Origin of the sequence: Amphibacillus sediminis NBRC 103570, from assembly GCF_001552275.1 — a bacterium.
Taxonomy (GTDB): domain Bacteria; phylum Bacillota; class Bacilli; order Bacillales; family Amphibacillaceae; genus Amphibacillus_B; species Amphibacillus_B sediminis.
Genome location: NZ_BCQW01000039.1, coordinates 1 through 16,359 on the forward strand (window position 1 = coordinate 1; position 16,359 = coordinate 16,359).

15 protein-coding genes are annotated in these 16,359 nt (G+C 36.3%); 14 read left to right on the forward strand and 1 reads right to left on the reverse strand.

The genetic code is table 11. The features are described 5' to 3' along the window. Nucleotides 1–391 precede the first annotated feature (391 nt). The 14 genes from ASE01S_RS14520 (at nucleotide 392) to ASE01S_RS14585 (ending at nucleotide 14,523) form a co-directional block, all read left to right on the forward strand. Nucleotides 392–760 carry a hypothetical protein gene (locus ASE01S_RS14520; RefSeq protein WP_067844026.1) on the forward strand — a complete coding sequence of 123 codons (369 nt, stop codon included), beginning with the start codon at nucleotides 392–394 and terminating at the stop codon, nucleotides 758–760. Between the two features lie 472 nt (nucleotides 761–1,232). Continuing rightward, the gene (locus ASE01S_RS14525) at nucleotides 1,233–1,421 is read left to right on the forward strand and encodes a hypothetical protein (protein ID WP_067844029.1); all 189 of its coding nucleotides are present in this window, start codon (nucleotides 1,233–1,235) and stop codon (nucleotides 1,419–1,421) included. 697 nt (nucleotides 1,422–2,118) lie between these two features. Next, entirely contained in the window at nucleotides 2,119–2,754 is a 636-nt protein-coding gene (locus ASE01S_RS14530; protein WP_067844032.1) for a TetR/AcrR family transcriptional regulator, read from the forward strand. Next, entirely contained in the window at nucleotides 2,744–3,058 is a 315-nt protein-coding gene (locus ASE01S_RS16285; RefSeq protein WP_245630395.1) for a hypothetical protein, read from the forward strand. The genes ASE01S_RS14530 and ASE01S_RS16285 overlap by 11 nt, the downstream gene beginning before the upstream one ends. A 62-nt stretch (nucleotides 3,059–3,120) precedes the next feature. Continuing rightward, entirely contained in the window at nucleotides 3,121–3,432 is a 312-nt protein-coding gene (locus ASE01S_RS16290) for a M23 family metallopeptidase (RefSeq protein WP_373277966.1), read from the forward strand. Nucleotides 3,433–4,200: 768 nt separating this feature from the next. Then, nucleotides 4,201–4,782: a GrpB family protein gene (locus ASE01S_RS14540; protein WP_174520241.1), complete on the forward strand. Its 582-nt coding sequence runs from the start codon at nucleotides 4,201–4,203 to the stop codon at nucleotides 4,780–4,782. 95 nt (nucleotides 4,783–4,877) lie between these two features. Next, nucleotides 4,878–5,651, forward strand: a complete 774-nt coding sequence (gene ant(9) / locus ASE01S_RS14545) for an aminoglycoside nucleotidyltransferase ANT(9) (protein ID WP_067844038.1) — start codon at nucleotides 4,878–4,880, stop codon at nucleotides 5,649–5,651. A 389-nt stretch (nucleotides 5,652–6,040) separates the two neighbouring features. Continuing rightward, nucleotides 6,041–7,003: a tRNA dihydrouridine synthase gene (locus ASE01S_RS14550; protein ID WP_067844041.1), complete on the forward strand. Its 963-nt coding sequence runs from the start codon at nucleotides 6,041–6,043 to the stop codon at nucleotides 7,001–7,003. Between the two features lie 571 nt (nucleotides 7,004–7,574). Beyond that, complete coding sequence (locus tag ASE01S_RS14555) at nucleotides 7,575–8,876, forward strand: MATE family efflux transporter (protein ID WP_281176914.1); 1,302 nt, start codon at nucleotides 7,575–7,577, stop codon at nucleotides 8,874–8,876. 361 nt (nucleotides 8,877–9,237) lie between these two features. After that, on the forward strand, nucleotides 9,238–9,555 hold the full coding sequence (locus tag ASE01S_RS14560; protein ID WP_067844043.1) for a hypothetical protein: 318 nt from the start codon (nucleotides 9,238–9,240) through the stop codon (nucleotides 9,553–9,555). Between the two features lie 886 nt (nucleotides 9,556–10,441). Beyond that, the gene (locus tag ASE01S_RS14570; protein ID WP_067844049.1) at nucleotides 10,442–11,197 is read left to right on the forward strand and encodes an alpha/beta hydrolase family protein; all 756 of its coding nucleotides are present in this window, start codon (nucleotides 10,442–10,444) and stop codon (nucleotides 11,195–11,197) included. A 187-nt stretch (nucleotides 11,198–11,384) separates the two neighbouring features. Next, nucleotides 11,385–11,717: a hypothetical protein gene (locus tag ASE01S_RS14575; RefSeq protein ID WP_217995667.1), complete on the forward strand. Its 333-nt coding sequence runs from the start codon at nucleotides 11,385–11,387 to the stop codon at nucleotides 11,715–11,717. Between the two features lie 379 nt (nucleotides 11,718–12,096). After that, nucleotides 12,097–12,639, forward strand: coding sequence for a hypothetical protein (locus ASE01S_RS14580; protein ID WP_067844054.1), 543 nt, complete (start codon nucleotides 12,097–12,099; stop codon nucleotides 12,637–12,639). A 423-nt stretch (nucleotides 12,640–13,062) separates the two neighbouring features. Next, the gene (locus tag ASE01S_RS14585) at nucleotides 13,063–14,523 is read left to right on the forward strand and encodes a protein adenylyltransferase SelO (protein WP_067844057.1); all 1,461 of its coding nucleotides are present in this window, start codon (nucleotides 13,063–13,065) and stop codon (nucleotides 14,521–14,523) included. A gap of 601 nt (nucleotides 14,524–15,124) precedes the next feature. On the opposite strand, the gene ASE01S_RS14590 is transcribed toward ASE01S_RS14585, so the two are convergent. Beyond that, nucleotides 15,125–15,946 (reverse strand): squalene/phytoene synthase family protein, encoded by an 822-nt coding sequence (locus tag ASE01S_RS14590; protein ID WP_067844059.1) that lies wholly within the window; start codon nucleotides 15,944–15,946, stop codon nucleotides 15,125–15,127. Between the last annotated feature and the right edge of the window lie 413 nt (nucleotides 15,947–16,359).

The window sequence follows — 16,359 nt, forward strand, 5'->3', positions numbered from 1 at the left end:
ATTTATTTAGTATGCTATTATACATTGTTTTAAAGACTTTTCTTTACCTTCCCTTTACTTTAAGTAGTTATAGTCGCCTTATTGTATAGTGACTGTAAAAAGTACATAACACATGTTGAATGCGTTGTCTTGATGTCAAGGGTAGATAAATAAGAGTGTAAAAAGTTTAGTCTATAATGAGTTTTCTATAAAATTATAGTTTGCTTTAATATAGTTTAATGATAGATATCAATAAACTAAAAATATGTACACTACAATCTTAGTACGATGGTAAATGGTTTACAACGGATATCCCCTTTCATTATTCAAAATATGGGAGCATAGGGAGCTTTGTTTACCATGGGTATGAAACATCACGATGCCACTATACTATACACGGAGGAGATTTTTAATGAAAATTGAAGTCATGTTTCACTGCGGAAACGCACCAAAAATGGAACGAGTTATTGAATTGACGATTGCTCTTGCTAAAAAAGACATTAACTTGGTGAAGTCGCACGTGCGAGGGGATTTTATTTGGAGGACTGTTGGTATAGAAGATGTAATTTCATTCGACGATTTAACGCAAGAGCTGGTAAAGAGACCTACCGTAACGGAACTAAATATCGAAAATGCACTAAGTCACGGCAACGGTGCTATGTGCGAAGGGGCTCTTTTATTTGAAGATGGTAGTCTTCTCTATTTCTGTAATGTTGTTAAATTTGTAAATACCGCTAAAGACGCCTTGGTCAAAGAAGCCCACACCTATTTTGTTAATTAAGTATAGTTCTGCAAAAGGTGCTAACATTCAGCTGTAACCGAGAAAGATAAAAGAGTTTATCGTTGTAGATATTTTCCCCCATACGAATCTTTCTCGAAAATCAGTGAAAAAATGACATATGTTCTCACATACTTCGATTCTAAAATCATCTCAAGACATTAATGTTGTCAACTCCGTCCATGTGGAGACCATAACGTTGCTACAACGACGTTAAGACTGGAAATCTTTAATTTTAGGGACTTTTTAAAGCATATTTTATTCACAAGTGGTGTTGGAAAATATGAAATAAAGAGATTAATTAGGAACTATATCAATGTGTCAACTGTTATAGACCTAGTAAATGGGAACACAACAAATAAAAATTAAATATTAGAGTAGATAGTAATTTATTTACTCGCTTAAATAAGGCGTTTTTGTAAAAGGAGCGTCTTTTTTAATACCAAAATTAAAAAAATCAGAAAGGAACCAACTTATGAAAACAAAGATAAAAAAATATTTCAAGAAAAGCTACGAGCTATCTTATGTTACTAGTGACAGTACGAAAGTGAAAATTGATAAAGCATCAAAGGAAAGCCCAGAAAAACAAGCCAGAAAGCAACAGCCCATACACAAAAAGGTGTTTATGGTACTTCGCTTTGCTGGTATGGCGGGTGTGTGGTAACAGAATACATAGGTTTAATCTTGTCTTTGTCCTTTCTCGCCTTATCCAATTACAAGCATTTTTTGTGTAAGGTAACCACCTGTATCACCCTCATCGCTAGTACCAAAGAATCGCCATTTCAAAATCGAACCACACCGCTAACAAAAGTAATCAATGTTAGAGAGAATCAAACTACGAAGAAACAGACAAAAAGAAAACCACTATCTCCAAAGGGCGTAAAAGATGAAGCTAAAACATCTGGCTGTCTTTGGCGTGGAACTTTCTCTGTGCTTTAGTTTATTACTTTTTTTCTAATGCTTTACTTTGCGGATTCAGATGATAGCGGTGGTGGCTTCGAGTTAGAAAATGGTGGTCTAAATGTATCGGGCAAAGTTCTATGTGCCATTAGTTTCTCATTAGGTGACTCAGTTCTCACAAATGAATTAGTAATAGAGAAGCTGAGAACTGTGAGATTTGCAAATAAAATTTTTCAGCGTTGACCTGTTAGGTTAAAGAGGTTATAATGTTTTTGACCTACTAGGTCAAATTGTTGGTATTTATGATTTACTCAGATAGGAAGAATCTAAATGGAAAAGCAGGAATTGCTAATATATTTTTAGTTACTGCGGTTTTAGGGACTATTATGTGTGTTCTTAGTCTTTGTAATAGTATAAGGAGAAGTAAATAATAAAAATTATTCCAGAAGGGAGTTAATAAAATGAATATATCTAAACTAGATGAAAAAAGAAGAATTGCAATACTAAATTCGGCTTTAAAGGAGTTTTGCATTCGCGGTTATGACAATGCTTCGACAAATGTAATTGCCAAAGAAGCTGGAATTTCCAAAGCACTCATGTTCCATTATGTAAACAATAAGCAAGACTTATTTTTATATACGTACGATTATTTTACAGAGTTGCTTGATAAAGAATATTATTCAAAGTTGGATTTCACAGATAAGGATATTTTCAATAGATTACGGCAGTCATATCTACTTCAAATAGATTTGATTAAAGAATACCCTTGGATTATTGAATTAGATAAACTTTCCGTTGAAACAAGTTCAGATGAAGTCAATCAGGCACTAGCGAACCGAAAGACTAATCGTCAGTTATCATGTAATCATCAAATGTTCGATTTGAAAGATACCTCCATGTTCCGCAGTGGACTGGATGTTGAGACATGCAAACAGTTTATTCTTTGGTCTAATATTGGATTTACAAACCAAATATTAGATGATATTAGACATTCAGAAACTGTAAACTACGAACATATTATTTCGTCACTTGACGAATACTTTGATGAACTCCGTAAAGTTTTTTACAAATCAAGTGAGGTAGAAAATGACCAATAAATATAATCCAATAAGCATTGAATTTCCTTTAAGGGGGGAATGGCATGCACCAACAACTCCTGCAAAGCAAGTTCCTAGTCATGGAACAAACAGAATGGGGTTGCGATATGCTTTTGACTTCCTGAAACTAAACTGGAATGACCCCCAAAAGAAATCATACAGTATAACCGTTTTACGATATTTACTCTTAGGTGTTCCTTTGAAAAAATGCTATTGCTGGGGAGAGAATATCTATGCCCCTTGTGATGGTGAGGTTGTATTTGTGGAAGATGGGAATCGTGAAAGGAAAATTGCTCACTGGTAGATTCTCTTATAGGTATTAAACACTCTCTGTTTTTTAATGAGAGGAAAGATGATTTTAGAAAAATTGCTGGGAATTATATAGTGATTAAACATTCAAACAATGTGTATATGGCGTTTGCGCATCTCCAAAAAGACTCCATTGTAGTAAATATTAATGATAAAGTGAAAAAAGGAAGTATATTAGGAAAAGTTGGTCATTCGGGAAATTCCAGCTTTCCGCACTTACACTTCCAACTTATGGATAGTAATGATATTGCGAATTCTCAAGGTATTCCTTGTGTATTTGAAGAATACGAAATATACCGAAATAATAAATGGGAAAGAGTGTACAATCAGATGCCCTCTGACACTGATAGAATACGTTTTATTAAATAAATAGTAACGCTAAAACTATCTTAGAGAGGTGAATCATTGAAAGAACTGAATGGATTTCAAGTGAACTTTTCAGACAATCCGAGATAAAACTGATGTATAAGAGATTGAAACACTAGTCTATGAGTGCTATCTCATCTTTCAATTTTATAGGAAAATATTTTGTATTTGTTTATAAGCAAGTCCTTTTCCCAAGAACGCTCGCCAACTGTCACCGCTCCAAATCTCAGTATCCAGACGACCATTGTGCTAGGAATTCTTAACTAATATCCCCAATTTTTAAATTAAGTGGCTTATATTGAAGGGCTTGCCGATATAGTCAATGCTTATCAATCAAATATAGATTTACTCAAAAGGCAGCTATAATTCACTTTTCTAATGGTTCAATACAAGATATAATATAATGGAATAATAATGAATATTTACCTTAATATTACTTAAAAGTTAGGAGAGGGATAAGGTGGAGTCGATACTAATTGTCTATAAGTCATCTACAGGTTTTACTGAAAAATATGTAAACTGGGAAATAATCTCCTTTTTCTCTTTTTATTTTCATGCTCCCTTCTTCTCTTTCTAAGATATTGACCAATCCAATACTTCCTAGGACTTATCAATTTTTGAATATAAAATCAATTGCCTTATCAAGAATTGTAGTTATAGTTTTTTAATTTGGTAGAATAATAAATATAAAGCTAAAGGTTTGTTTATAAACAAATCCAAGAGAGATGTCTGAATCCTCAACAATAAACAGTAAAAGGAGTGCGATGATTGATGCTATTTAAAAATAACTCCTCGCAAAGGAGTGATAAAGAGCTGCAAAAGAACACAATTGGTGAACTTAAGCCACACAATGCACCGATCATTCTTGTTGAATACGATCCAAGTTGGCCTGAATGGTTTGAGCGGGAAGCTAACCGAATTCATTCAGTACTTGGCAGTAAAGCATTGCAGGTTGAACACGTTGGCTCGACCTCAGTGCCAGGGCTGTGTGCCAAACCAATCATTGATATGATATTGGTTGTAAAGGACTCTGCTAACGAGCCATCCTATGTCCCAGCTATGGAGGCAGCAGGGTACAAATTACAGATCCGAGAGCCTGAATGGTTTGAACATCGCCTGTTCAAAGGACCCGATACCGACATCAACTTGCATGTGTTCAGTTTGGGCACAGCAGAGATTGATAAAATGTTACGTTTTCGTGATTGGTTGCGGTCCAATGAGATGGATCGGAACAAATATGCGGAAGTCAAGCGAAGTTTGGCAAATAGTAAGTGGCGTCATGTTCAGCACTATGCGGATGCCAAAACATCAATAGTACAGGAAATCATGGAACGGTCAAATGGTGCTAGGTAATCTTATAATCGCGATAAAATATTATTAAGCGCATAGAGCGTTAAAAAGGAGTACTAAATATTGCGTTTAGATGGAAGGAGCTCTTAGTTGAGAATATGAGTAACAAAGAAATACCAAAAGAAGCCATTCAAGCATTAAAAATTATAGAGGAACTGCTTGATGGTATGTTAGTAGCAGTATATTTATACGGTTCTGCTGTAATGGAAGGTTTACGCACGGATAGCGATGTAGATATTTTGGTGGTTACTAATCATAATTTATCTGAAAGAACTCGAAAAGTTCTTTCAGATAGGCTAATGCTTATATCTGGGGAAATAGGAAATATAGATGGTACAAAACCACTTGAAGTTACGGTCATCAATCAAAAAGATGTTGTTCCTTGGCATTTTCCTCCCAAATATGAATTTATGTATGGTGAGTGGCTAAGGGATCAGTTTGAAAAGGGAATTCCTGCGCCAACTTATGATCCGGATTTAGCAATAATTTTAGCACAATTAAGAAAGAATAGTACTAACCTTTTTGGCCCGAAAGCAACAGAAGTACTTGAACCTGTACCAATGACAGATATACGAAAAGCGATTAGAGAATCATTACCTAGTTTGATAATGAATGCAAAAGGTGACGAACGCAATGTGATTTTAACTTTACCCAGAATGTGGCTGACAGCTTCTACTGGTGAAATAAGATCAAAAGATTTGGCAGCTGAATGGGCAATACCTCAATTAGCTGACGAGCATGCCACTTTACTTGATAAAGCAAGGAAGGCTTATTTAGGAGAGTATAATGATAGTTGGGAAGGAATGGAGACCGAGGTAGCATCATTCGTTAAATATATGAAAAAATCTATAGAGTCTTCTCTTAATATCTAAGCACATTTTCAATTCGAATAGTTTAAATATTTCAGAGATATCCATTTCATTTATTGACGATGATTGCTTCGATAGTTTCCTCATACTGGTTTCTAAAAAATAGTAAAAACCGGTTGATATGTTTCCTCATACGAACGAATTAAAAATCAGACCAAAACATCAATGCTATCATACTTGTGCGATGATGAGTGTGACGTATTGTTGGCAAGAATAAACTAAAAGGAGAGCTACAAAACTTTAGTTTTCTATTTCAACAGTTCTGAACTAAAAGTTGCAATCCGTTTGATAAAAAGTGCATAAGCATGGTATAAGTATAAAAGAAGCAAAGCCATTTTAGTGCTAAATTTGGAATAGTTTTTTTGATACCTGATTGTGAGAGGAATTTGAATATGATAAATAATTTTTGGCGTGATTTACCACGACCCTTTTTTGTACTGGCACCAATGGAAGATGTGACCGATGTTGTCTTTCGCCATGTAGTGAGCGAAGCAGCAAGACCGGATATTTTTTTTACTGAGTTTACAAATTCGGATAGTTATTGCCATCCTGAAGGGAAGCAAAGTGTGCGTGGACGTTTAACTTTTACCGAGGATGAACAACCAATCGTTGCTCATATATGGGGAGACAATCCTGAGCACTTTAGGGAAATGAGTATTGGTATGGCAAAGCAAGGATTTAAGGGTCTTGATATTAACATGGGCTGTCCTGTACCTAATGTAGCAGAGCATGGGAAGGGAAGTGGCCTAATTTGTCGTCCTGAAACAGCAGCAGATTTAATACAAGCAGCTAAAGCAGGAGGATTACCCGTAAGTGTGAAGACACGGCTTGGTTACACGGATCTCAATGAATGGCGAGATTGGCTAACACATCTTTTGGAACAAGACATTGCGAATCTTTCTATTCATCTACGTACAAGAGAGGAAATGAGTAAAGTAGATGCACATTGGGAACTGATACCAGAGATTAAGAAACTTCGAGATCAGGTGGCACCAGATACACTTTTGACAATCAATGGCGATATTCTTGACCGACAAATGGGATTGAAGCTGGTTGAACAGTATGGTGTTGATGGGGTAATGATTGGGCGTGGTATTTTTAAAAATCCATTTGCCTTTGAAAAAGAACCTAAAGATCATAATAGTAAGGAATTGCTCGATCTCTTAAGGTTACACCTAGATCTCCATGATCAATATTCGGACATAGAGCCACGTCCGTTCACACCGCTTCATCGCTTCTTTAAGATATATGTCCGTGGATTTCGTGGGGCTAGTGAATTAAGAAATCAATTAATGAATACAAAGTCAACGGATGAAGTGCGTGCATATCTTGATGATTTTGACGGAATAGAATAAATAGATGACTAATGGCATGGTATCGATTCAAACGGATTCCATCATTAGTCATCACTATATGTGATGGCATCATCAAGGAGCTTTACTCAATGGTAACCCCACTATAGATATAGAAGTTAGCTCACCCGATTACTTCAATGTGAAATTGTCAGCAACTGCAATCGTTAAATGAATTTCGATTTATTTGAGACCCCATTTGCAATGATGAGGGGATTAAGTTGGTATATCATTCTTATTTTCATGATATTGCATATTTACTATTATTATAGATCTCGGAAACTATATAATGAGTCGAAAGGTAATATCGTATGAGATGAGGAAGGTTATATTTTAGCTATACACCATTCAGTGCTACAATATCTTTTACTATATTTAATTATTGACTTTTTTTTTGTAACTTGCTACAATCATTTTTATTCACTCGGAGGGTGAACCATTCGTTTAGAAATGGTGAGCTGGATAAGGGGACAGGCTGAAATGCTTGTTTCTCTTATTCAGCTTTTTTTATTTTTAGGAGGAAGAAAGAATGGACTTTCTATAAGACAGAATTAAAAAGGTTTATTTCAAGTATTTGAGTGCAGCCTTCGGTAGTGCGTTAATCAGCTCTATTTATAGTGTTGTAGATATGGCAATGGTTGGGCAATATCAGGGTCCTAACGGTACTGCAGCGCTTGCAGTAGTTGCACCAATATGGAATGTTATTTACAGTCTGGGATTACTAATGGGGATTGGTGGTTCTGTATTACTTAGTGCTGCAAAAGGTAAGGGAGACTATAGAAGGAAAAATGAATATTTTACTGTTTCGTTAATTGGTACATTAACTTTAGCTGTAGTTAGTTGGCTGGTAATTATTTTTTATGATAGACAGCTTTTACAGTTTTTTGGTGCAGAGGAAACCTTATTGCCTTTGGCTAAGCAATATCTTTTTCCGGTTAAATTTGCTGTACCCTTATTTCTGTTTAATCAGATGCTTGCAGCATTTTTGAGAAATGATAACGCCCCAGCTTTAGCTACTGCTGGCGTACTGTTAGGTGGTATTTTTAATGTGTTTGGCGATTATTTTTTTGTGTTTACTTTAGACATGGGTATTACGGGGGCTGGTTTGGCAACGGTCCTTGGTGCGTTAATATCTTTCTTGGTCATGTTGTCTCATTTTATTACATCCAAAAACTCTCTGAAATTAGTAAGATCTCATAACGTGTTTGGAAAGCTAAAGCAAATAACAATAACAGGCTTTTCTACCTTCTTCATCGATATCGCTATGGGAATATTGACTGTGTTGTTTAACCGTCAGATCATAAAATATTTAGGTACAGATGCATTATCAGTTTACGGCGTAATTGTAAATATTAGCACTATTGTCCAAACTTGTGCATATAGTATTGGTCAAGCAGCACAGCCGATTATCTCTATAAATTTTGGCGCTCAAAGATGGAGCAGAATAAAAGGTACATTAAAGTATGCAATTTATACAGTCTGTTTTTTTAGTTTGATATGGACAATTATGATATGTACAATTATGATATGTACAATCCCTAACGGATTTATTCGAGTTTTTATGGTTCCTACAGATCGTATTTATCAGATTGCCCCATTTATTATGAGGAGCTATGGAATTTCGTTCCTATTATTACCTCTTAATATTTTTTCTACTTATTACTTCCAGTCAATATTAAAACCACTAGTAGCATTCTTTATTTCTGTTGCAAGAGGGTTGATTATAAGTGGCGTTCTGATTTACACGTTGCCGTTGGTATTAGGGGAAAATGCACTTTGGTTTGCAATGCCGGTTACCGAATTTTTAGTAGCAATAGCTGTAATATGGTTCATGACAAAATTCACTAAAAACATGTCGATTAAGGAGCGATTATAAAATTATAACTCGCAACCTAGTAGCGTATCATACTACTAGGTTGTTTTTAATGGACGAAATGCGTTGATTATAAGACGATCATTCACTTATTATCTTACAAAAAAATACACAAAAAAGGTTGTTGATTCCATAAAAGCTATGCTATGCTTAATATTGCGATTGATTTCACATATTTGGCTAGAGAGCAGGTGTGGTGTTGCTTATCTGCCAATTTACTCCCTACTTTAAAGAGCATTTAAAGATATTTACAGAGTTGTAGATTATTAAGTAATAGTACTATCTCAGCTTTGTTGCTATATGTCAAAACTGACCGAACAAATTTGCTTTTATTATGGAAGATAAAAGGAAAGGAGTCATGCAGGTGGATAGAGACAATATCTTATTGTTAATGTTTATGTCGGCCCCAGGTATTATCCTGATCGTTGGAGGGTATTTATTTCAAAAATTCAAGGAAAGTACATGGAATAATCCCTTGATTTTCTTCATTAAGCGAGACAAAGCAAATATTAATTTGAAAACAGGTCAATTGTGGCTAATAGAAGGAATACTGCTATTATTGATTACCTTCGTTTTTAAACCAAGTATACCTGTACTGATCACACTATATTTTTTAGCCATTCTCTTATCTTGGATCATTGTTTATCTCAACTTGAAAATGAAAAAACGAAACTTAACCTAAGGCTGGTATTTAAGCAATTTGTCGCAGTGTAACTGGCTGGGGCTGCGATTACTTGCCCCATCGAAGGGCTTTTGTAAGCCTCCCACTTTAAGAAATAAGGGAACACGTCATGCCTAAGTGGGAGATCCAACAGCCAGTAACGGCCCAATTGGTTCAACTAACGTTCAGTTGGGGGAGAGAGGAAGCTGACGAAGTTCGCGACGTCTACACGAGCAATCCTATGCGTCGAGCCCCCCAACTGAACGAAGTTTCACTTATCTAAGCCTTATCTAAGCGAGAAGACTCCCGCCTCAAGGAGTGAGAAGGGCAAAGCCAATGAGTAAATGTTTATCAAAACATGGGAAGGGTTGGAATGCTGTCGATCTTTTCATATCATTGAAATGTCGATAGAGGAAAAAGCTGAATCATGATTGTCAACAACTCATGCCTTAATCGTGAGTTGTTGACATATATACTTAACTAGTTATATCAATCTGGTGTGTGATCTTTGTTTGTAAAGTTAAATGGATTCTTGTTTTAGAAAAAGAAAAGGTAGTCAAATCTTCAATAACAATTTTTTCACCAATTGGATCGTATCCAAACTCACTGCAACTTTGCAGAAATAATGAATGGACCTTTTCGATTTCATTATAATCACCAACATCGGTATTATAGCTAAAATAGTATCCATCTTCCAATTCATAGGTAGGAAATTTAGCGAGTTGTTTATTTTCCTTGGGATAATGTAGACAAAGTATATTCAACGATTCTGTAGCTCAAGCCAGCGTCGTAAACATATCCTTACTAACTAGCAATTCAAGTCATCTAGAGATATGGAAAAAGAATTTGAAGGAAGCAGGAATCTGTTTGCATACAATTTAAGGAGAGAAAAAAGAGGAGGAACAGGATGAAGACATATAATAAAAAAGTGGTTAAAATTAAACATCATGGTAGAACGATTTATGGCGTCTCTTACATGCCTGAAAACACAAAGAAATGTCCAGTTGTTATCTTCTGTCATGGCTTTAACGGGACGAATAAAGATTTTGCCATGCATAGTGAGTATTTAGCATTAAACGGTATAGCTAGTTTTTGTTTTGATTTTTGTGGTGGATCAGTCAATTCTAACAGTGACCTCAGCACAACTGAGATGTCCTTATTTACAGAAAAAGAGGATTTGTGTGCGGTTATAGAATATATCAAGCAATGGGATCTTATTGACAGTCATCATATTTTCTTGTTTGGTGGAAGTCAAGGTAGAGCTGTCGTAGCATTGGTTGCTGAGGAGTATAAAGAAGATATAAAAGGAATACTTCTTCTATTCCCTGCATTTTGTATCCCAGATAACTGGAATGAAGTATTTCCAACACTGGATAGTATACCGGATACCCATGAAGTATGGGGAGTACCACTTGGAAGAGTATACTTTGAAACGATACATGGTTTTGATATATTCAATCACATTGGTAAATTTGACAAAGATATTTTGATATTTCATGGAGATCAAGATGAAATTGTGCCACTTATGTATGGTGAGAAGGCTGCTAAGATCTATCCAAATGCGGAAATAGAGATATTTCAAGGAGAAGGTCATGGTTTTTCAGAGCCTGGAAATAGACGTGTCATTATGATGACACATGAATTTGTTAAGTCTAATAGTTAATCATAATCGGATTGCAAAATTCGTGTCAGAACATAGGTATTAAATAGGAATTAGTAAATGTTGAAGTGATCTTCAGTCATAAAAGTTGAGGTTCTGATAAGAGGATGTTTTATTGTCCGTAAATGGTTATGAACTGAAGATCAAAAATGGGGTAGATGAACAAGTTACAACTAATGAGAGGTGTATGATGAAAACAGTTAGAGTACCTAAATTCCTCCATGAATTGTTTGGAAAAAAATCCACTTTTGTAGAAGTATCATTAACCTTAACATTTGCGCTATTGTCAACACTATTGATTTTAATCGGAACCTATGCCGAATGGCGAGGTTTTCAGGTCTATCAAATCATTATTCTATTTATATTAGCTATTGATATCAATGGCGGTGTGATTGCTAACTTTACTTTCTCAACAAACAATCAATATAAACAAAGTGCCAAAGCCAGAATTATTTTTATAGCAATCCATGTCCAACCATTAATTTTAGCGATAGTTTTACAAGAATATTTTTATATACAGTGATGAGCGCATTTATTGTAAACAACTATTTTAATCATCCGGCTCAGCGAACGATTGGCGCGTTTTTTATGGTGTCTGGACTTTTATGGTTAATAATGTTCTTTAACACTCTACCTAAGTTTCTGTTTGTAATTCTAGTGTTCTACTTAATAAAAGTTTCTTTTAGCTTTGCAGTTAATCATTTCGCACATAGAGATAAATAAGTATGGCAAAGATTCCATACATAAACAAGTTAAATGTACTTGTATTACCTTTTTGGCTTGACTAAACTAGGGTCCAATTTGGAATAAAAAATTTTTTTCAAAAAAAAGCTCGAAATAGATAACATCTGGTAAATTATTTGTTATAATGGGGCAGTATTTGAAAAAATGGAGGGGTAGAGATGAAACACATGTTAAAAATGATTAGCTTTAGTTTTATCCTTGTCGCATTAGTGGCTTGTGGTGGATCTAATGCTGACAAAGGTAATGTAGAAATAACATTTCCTGCAAGTTTTTATGAAGGCGTAAGCCTAGATGAAGAAGAACTACAGGCAGAGGCAGATGAAGAAGGAATGGGTGAAGTCAAGGTTAATGATGACGGCTCTATTACTTACAGTATGCCAAAAGAGATGCATGACGATTTATTGGAGACGACTGCCGCAGAATTAAAAACAAGTTTTGAAGAAATCGTTGAGGATGAAGACTTTCCGTCAATTCAGGATATTACATATAATGATGATTTTACGGAATTTACACTGATTGTTGATCAAGAACTATTCGAAAACAGCTTTGATGGTTTTGCAGTAATGTCTGTTGGTTTTTCTGGAATGATTTATCAGGTATATGAAGGAAAAGGCGATGACGTAGAAGTAGTCGTGAATTATCAAAATGTCGAAACAGGCGATGTGTTTGAGACGGTAAAATTTCCAGAAGACATGGAGTAAATTTATCCAATCAAACAATGAGTTATCCTTAAAAGGAGTTGGTTTTAAAACCACTCCTTTTTTTGGCCAAAATAGGTGGAGAAGATAGATATCTTGTTATATCAGTGGATAATGTATAAAATGAATCAAGCGTTAAACAATAAAGTGGAGCTTCGTTAGTGGGGGTCTCGACGCATAGGATGTGCTCGTGCAGACGTTGCGAACATAGTCTCCCTCCCTCACTCACTGAACGTTAGTTGAACCAATTGGGGCGTTACTGGCTGTTGGATCTCCCATTTAGACTGACGTGTTCCCTTATTTTTTGAAGTTGGAGTCTTACAAAAGCCCTTCGATGGGGCGAGTAATCGCAGCCCCAGCCAGTTACACTGCGATAAATTAACATTTGTTTATTAAAATATAACAACACATGAATGAGGCGAAGTAATGGTAAATTTAATTGGTTGGAATTTTGATAACAGTTATATAGACTTACCTAAAACATTTTATTCAGCGGTTCAACCTGGTAAAGTTGCTGCACCAGAGATAACGATTTTAAACAGACAGCTTGCTGAAGAGCTTGGGTTAAAAAGTGATGAATTGATGCAACCAGAGGGGATTGCAGTTTTATCTGGAAATGAACTTCCAGATGGATCGGCAAGTATTGCCCAAGCTTACGCAGGACATCAATTTGGGCATTTTACCATGTTAGGGGATGGACGCGCTACCTTAATTGGTGAGCAGATCACACCAGAGAAAAAACGTGTCGATATTCAACTAAAGGGAGCAGGCGTTACTCCATATTCCCGAGGTGGTGATGGTCGTGCAGCACTCGGACCTATGCTTCGTGAATATTTGATTAGTGAAGCCATGAATAGTTTAGGTATTCCAACATCAAGAAGTCTAGCAGTTGTACAAACGGGAGAAGATGTCATCCGTGAGCAAAGCTTACCTGGTGCTATCCTTACACGCGTGGCTGAAAGCCATCTTAGAATTGGAACATTTCAATATGCGCGGCAATGGAGCGAATTGGATGAGCTTAAAGCTTTAGCAGATTATAGTTTAGCACGCCATTTTCCAGAAGCAGCAACTAGACCTAATCGTTACATTGAGCTATTTAAAGAAGTAGTTACACGACAAGCCAAACTGATCGCAAAATGGAATTTAGTTGGATTTGTCCATGGCGTTATGAATACAGATAATATGACGATAAGTGGTGAAACGATTGATTATGGTCCTTGCGCATTTATTGATCAATATGTGCCTACTGCCGTGTTTAGTTCAATTGATCGGCATGGGCGTTATGCATATAATCAGCAAAAACCTGTTGCGATTTGGAATTTAGCAAGACTTGCAGAAGCACTGCTCCCATTAGTGGAGGGGGATAAGGATACAGTGCTGAAACAATTTCAAGCGTTACTATACTATTTTTCCGACTGTTATCAAGATCAATGGTTAAACGGAATGCGAGGTAAGTTAGGCATATTAGAACCCGAAGCAGAGGATGAAGCATTAATTCATCAGCTATTAGAAATCATGGAAAAGCATAAAGCTGATTATACCCATACATTTAGAGCATTAACATTAACTGATTATCGGGATCAGGATTGGTTTGAAACAGAGGACTTTAAACGCTGGGAAAAGCTTTGGAAATTACGTTTGAAAAAACAAAACCAATCTTCTGGACAAATTTTACAGCAAATGAAACAGTCTAATCCAGCTATTATTCCGCGAAATTATCTAGTTGAACAGGTTTTAGAGGAAGCTGTCTCACAAGATAACTTAGTCCCATTTAAACAATTTTTATCAGCATTGCAAGACCCCTATGCATACTCAGAAGAACAAGAACGTTATGCGATGCCTGCTCCGACTGACCAAGGTAACTATCAGACCTTTTGCGGTACTTAATATTGGGGTTTCTATTCTATTTAAGGAAGTGCGGTTAATGGAGCATTTCCTTTTTGATTTATCTCCAATAGACAAGACGACTCCCACCTCAAGGGATGAGAAGAAGTAGGTAGGACTTTGGACAAGGGATTGAATATAGATTCTCCAACTGTTTAACTTTATTCAGTAGAAATTTTGAGTTGAATGCCTACTTATCTTCCATTCAGTGGAGGTACAAACTCCGGCTGACTAAAGTTAAGTCTCCGGCGGTTGCCCAGTTTTATCGAGCGAAGCGCGATAAAGTCTGGGCAAAAGTATGCTAAGGCGGATTTGATTGCTGCTTGTCATAAAGGAAATATAACTTATGTGGAAAAGTGGTTAGGCAAAAAAGTAGGTTGTGGTAAAAATGCGTCTTTCAGGTAAGATCTTCTACGTTATATTCAATCTGACTGAAGGCAAAAAGACCAAGAGTAGGTTAGACGAGCTGAGTCCAATCTACAAATGGCGGATTTTAACCGTAGAGACTACGAGCTGGCTAATCCATAGCTAGTATTGGTTACGCTGGTGTGCTTAGGAAGCTCTATACTTCAAGCAGTTTGAATGCAGTTAAGTAGTCGGTAGATCAACTCTCGTTAATGACTTCCTCAACAAGGCCTTTAACTTCTTTACGTGATAATTTTTCTTGCCCTTTCTTTAGAGCTTTCAAGGTATGATTGGCCAGTCTAAAAGGGATTTTACAAAATACTAAAATATTAGGATTAGTTATGTTTTCGATATACGTCTTAGCTATCATTAGATTATGATTCGCATACTCAAACATGTCAGTCTGTTTCCAGTCGTCAGGAAAAAAACAAATACCACGCGCTTGATCCTCTAGCTGATTGCGCAAAATATTAACTGCTTGTAAGCCTCGTCCAAAGCCCACTGCAAGCTCAACATCTGCCTCAGTTTGATCATGCCAATACCAAATATCGGATAACATGACACCGACTAGGCCTGCAACATAATAGGTGTAGTCATCTAAATCATCTTTGGTACGGATTTCCCAGTCCTTTGCTACCCATTTTGCCATCCCTTTGGTCATGGTTTGCGTGGCTGATTTGACCCTTTCAACAATGCCATCAGGACAAATGCTTAACCAATCTCCAAGTCTAATCGTAACTTCAGGTAGATCTCTTATGTATGGCTTAATTAATTGCTGGTAAGCAGAGTGATCAAATGAGCTTTCAAGCAAACGCCCAATACGATTCAATAGTAAAACCTTCGTATCGTGTGATAACTGAACATGATCTTCTATTTCATCAATAGCACGCATGGATAAGTAAGCAGAAGTGACAGCTTTTTCTAAATTAGGTTTTAAAAGTCTAATTGGAATATAGAATGTTCTACTGGTTTGTTTAAGTACGCGTAAGGCATCTTGATAGAGCTGATTGGGGTTGACCAATAATTTTCCTCCTTTTTTCGCAGTGTAACTGGCTGGAGCTGCGATTACTCGCCCCATCGAAGGGCTTTTGTAAGACTGCTCCCTCAAGAAATAAGGGAACACGTAAGTGGGAGATCCAACAGCGAGTAACGGCCCGATTGGTTCAACTAACGTTCAGTGAGAGAGAGGAAGCTGACTAAGTTCGCGACGTCGTGACGCAATGTCTGCTCGAGCACATCCTATACGTCGACCCCCCCACTGAACGAAGTTTCACTTTATTTGAGTAAGTCGTTATAAGGTTACTTATAAAGGTTAACATTGGAATAAAGTTTAAATATTAATAATAGTTTAACAAGATCGTATATTAAAGAGCAAGTAATAAGACATGATCGATGCATACAGTGTGATGCTAGTATAGTTTCATGGACACAACT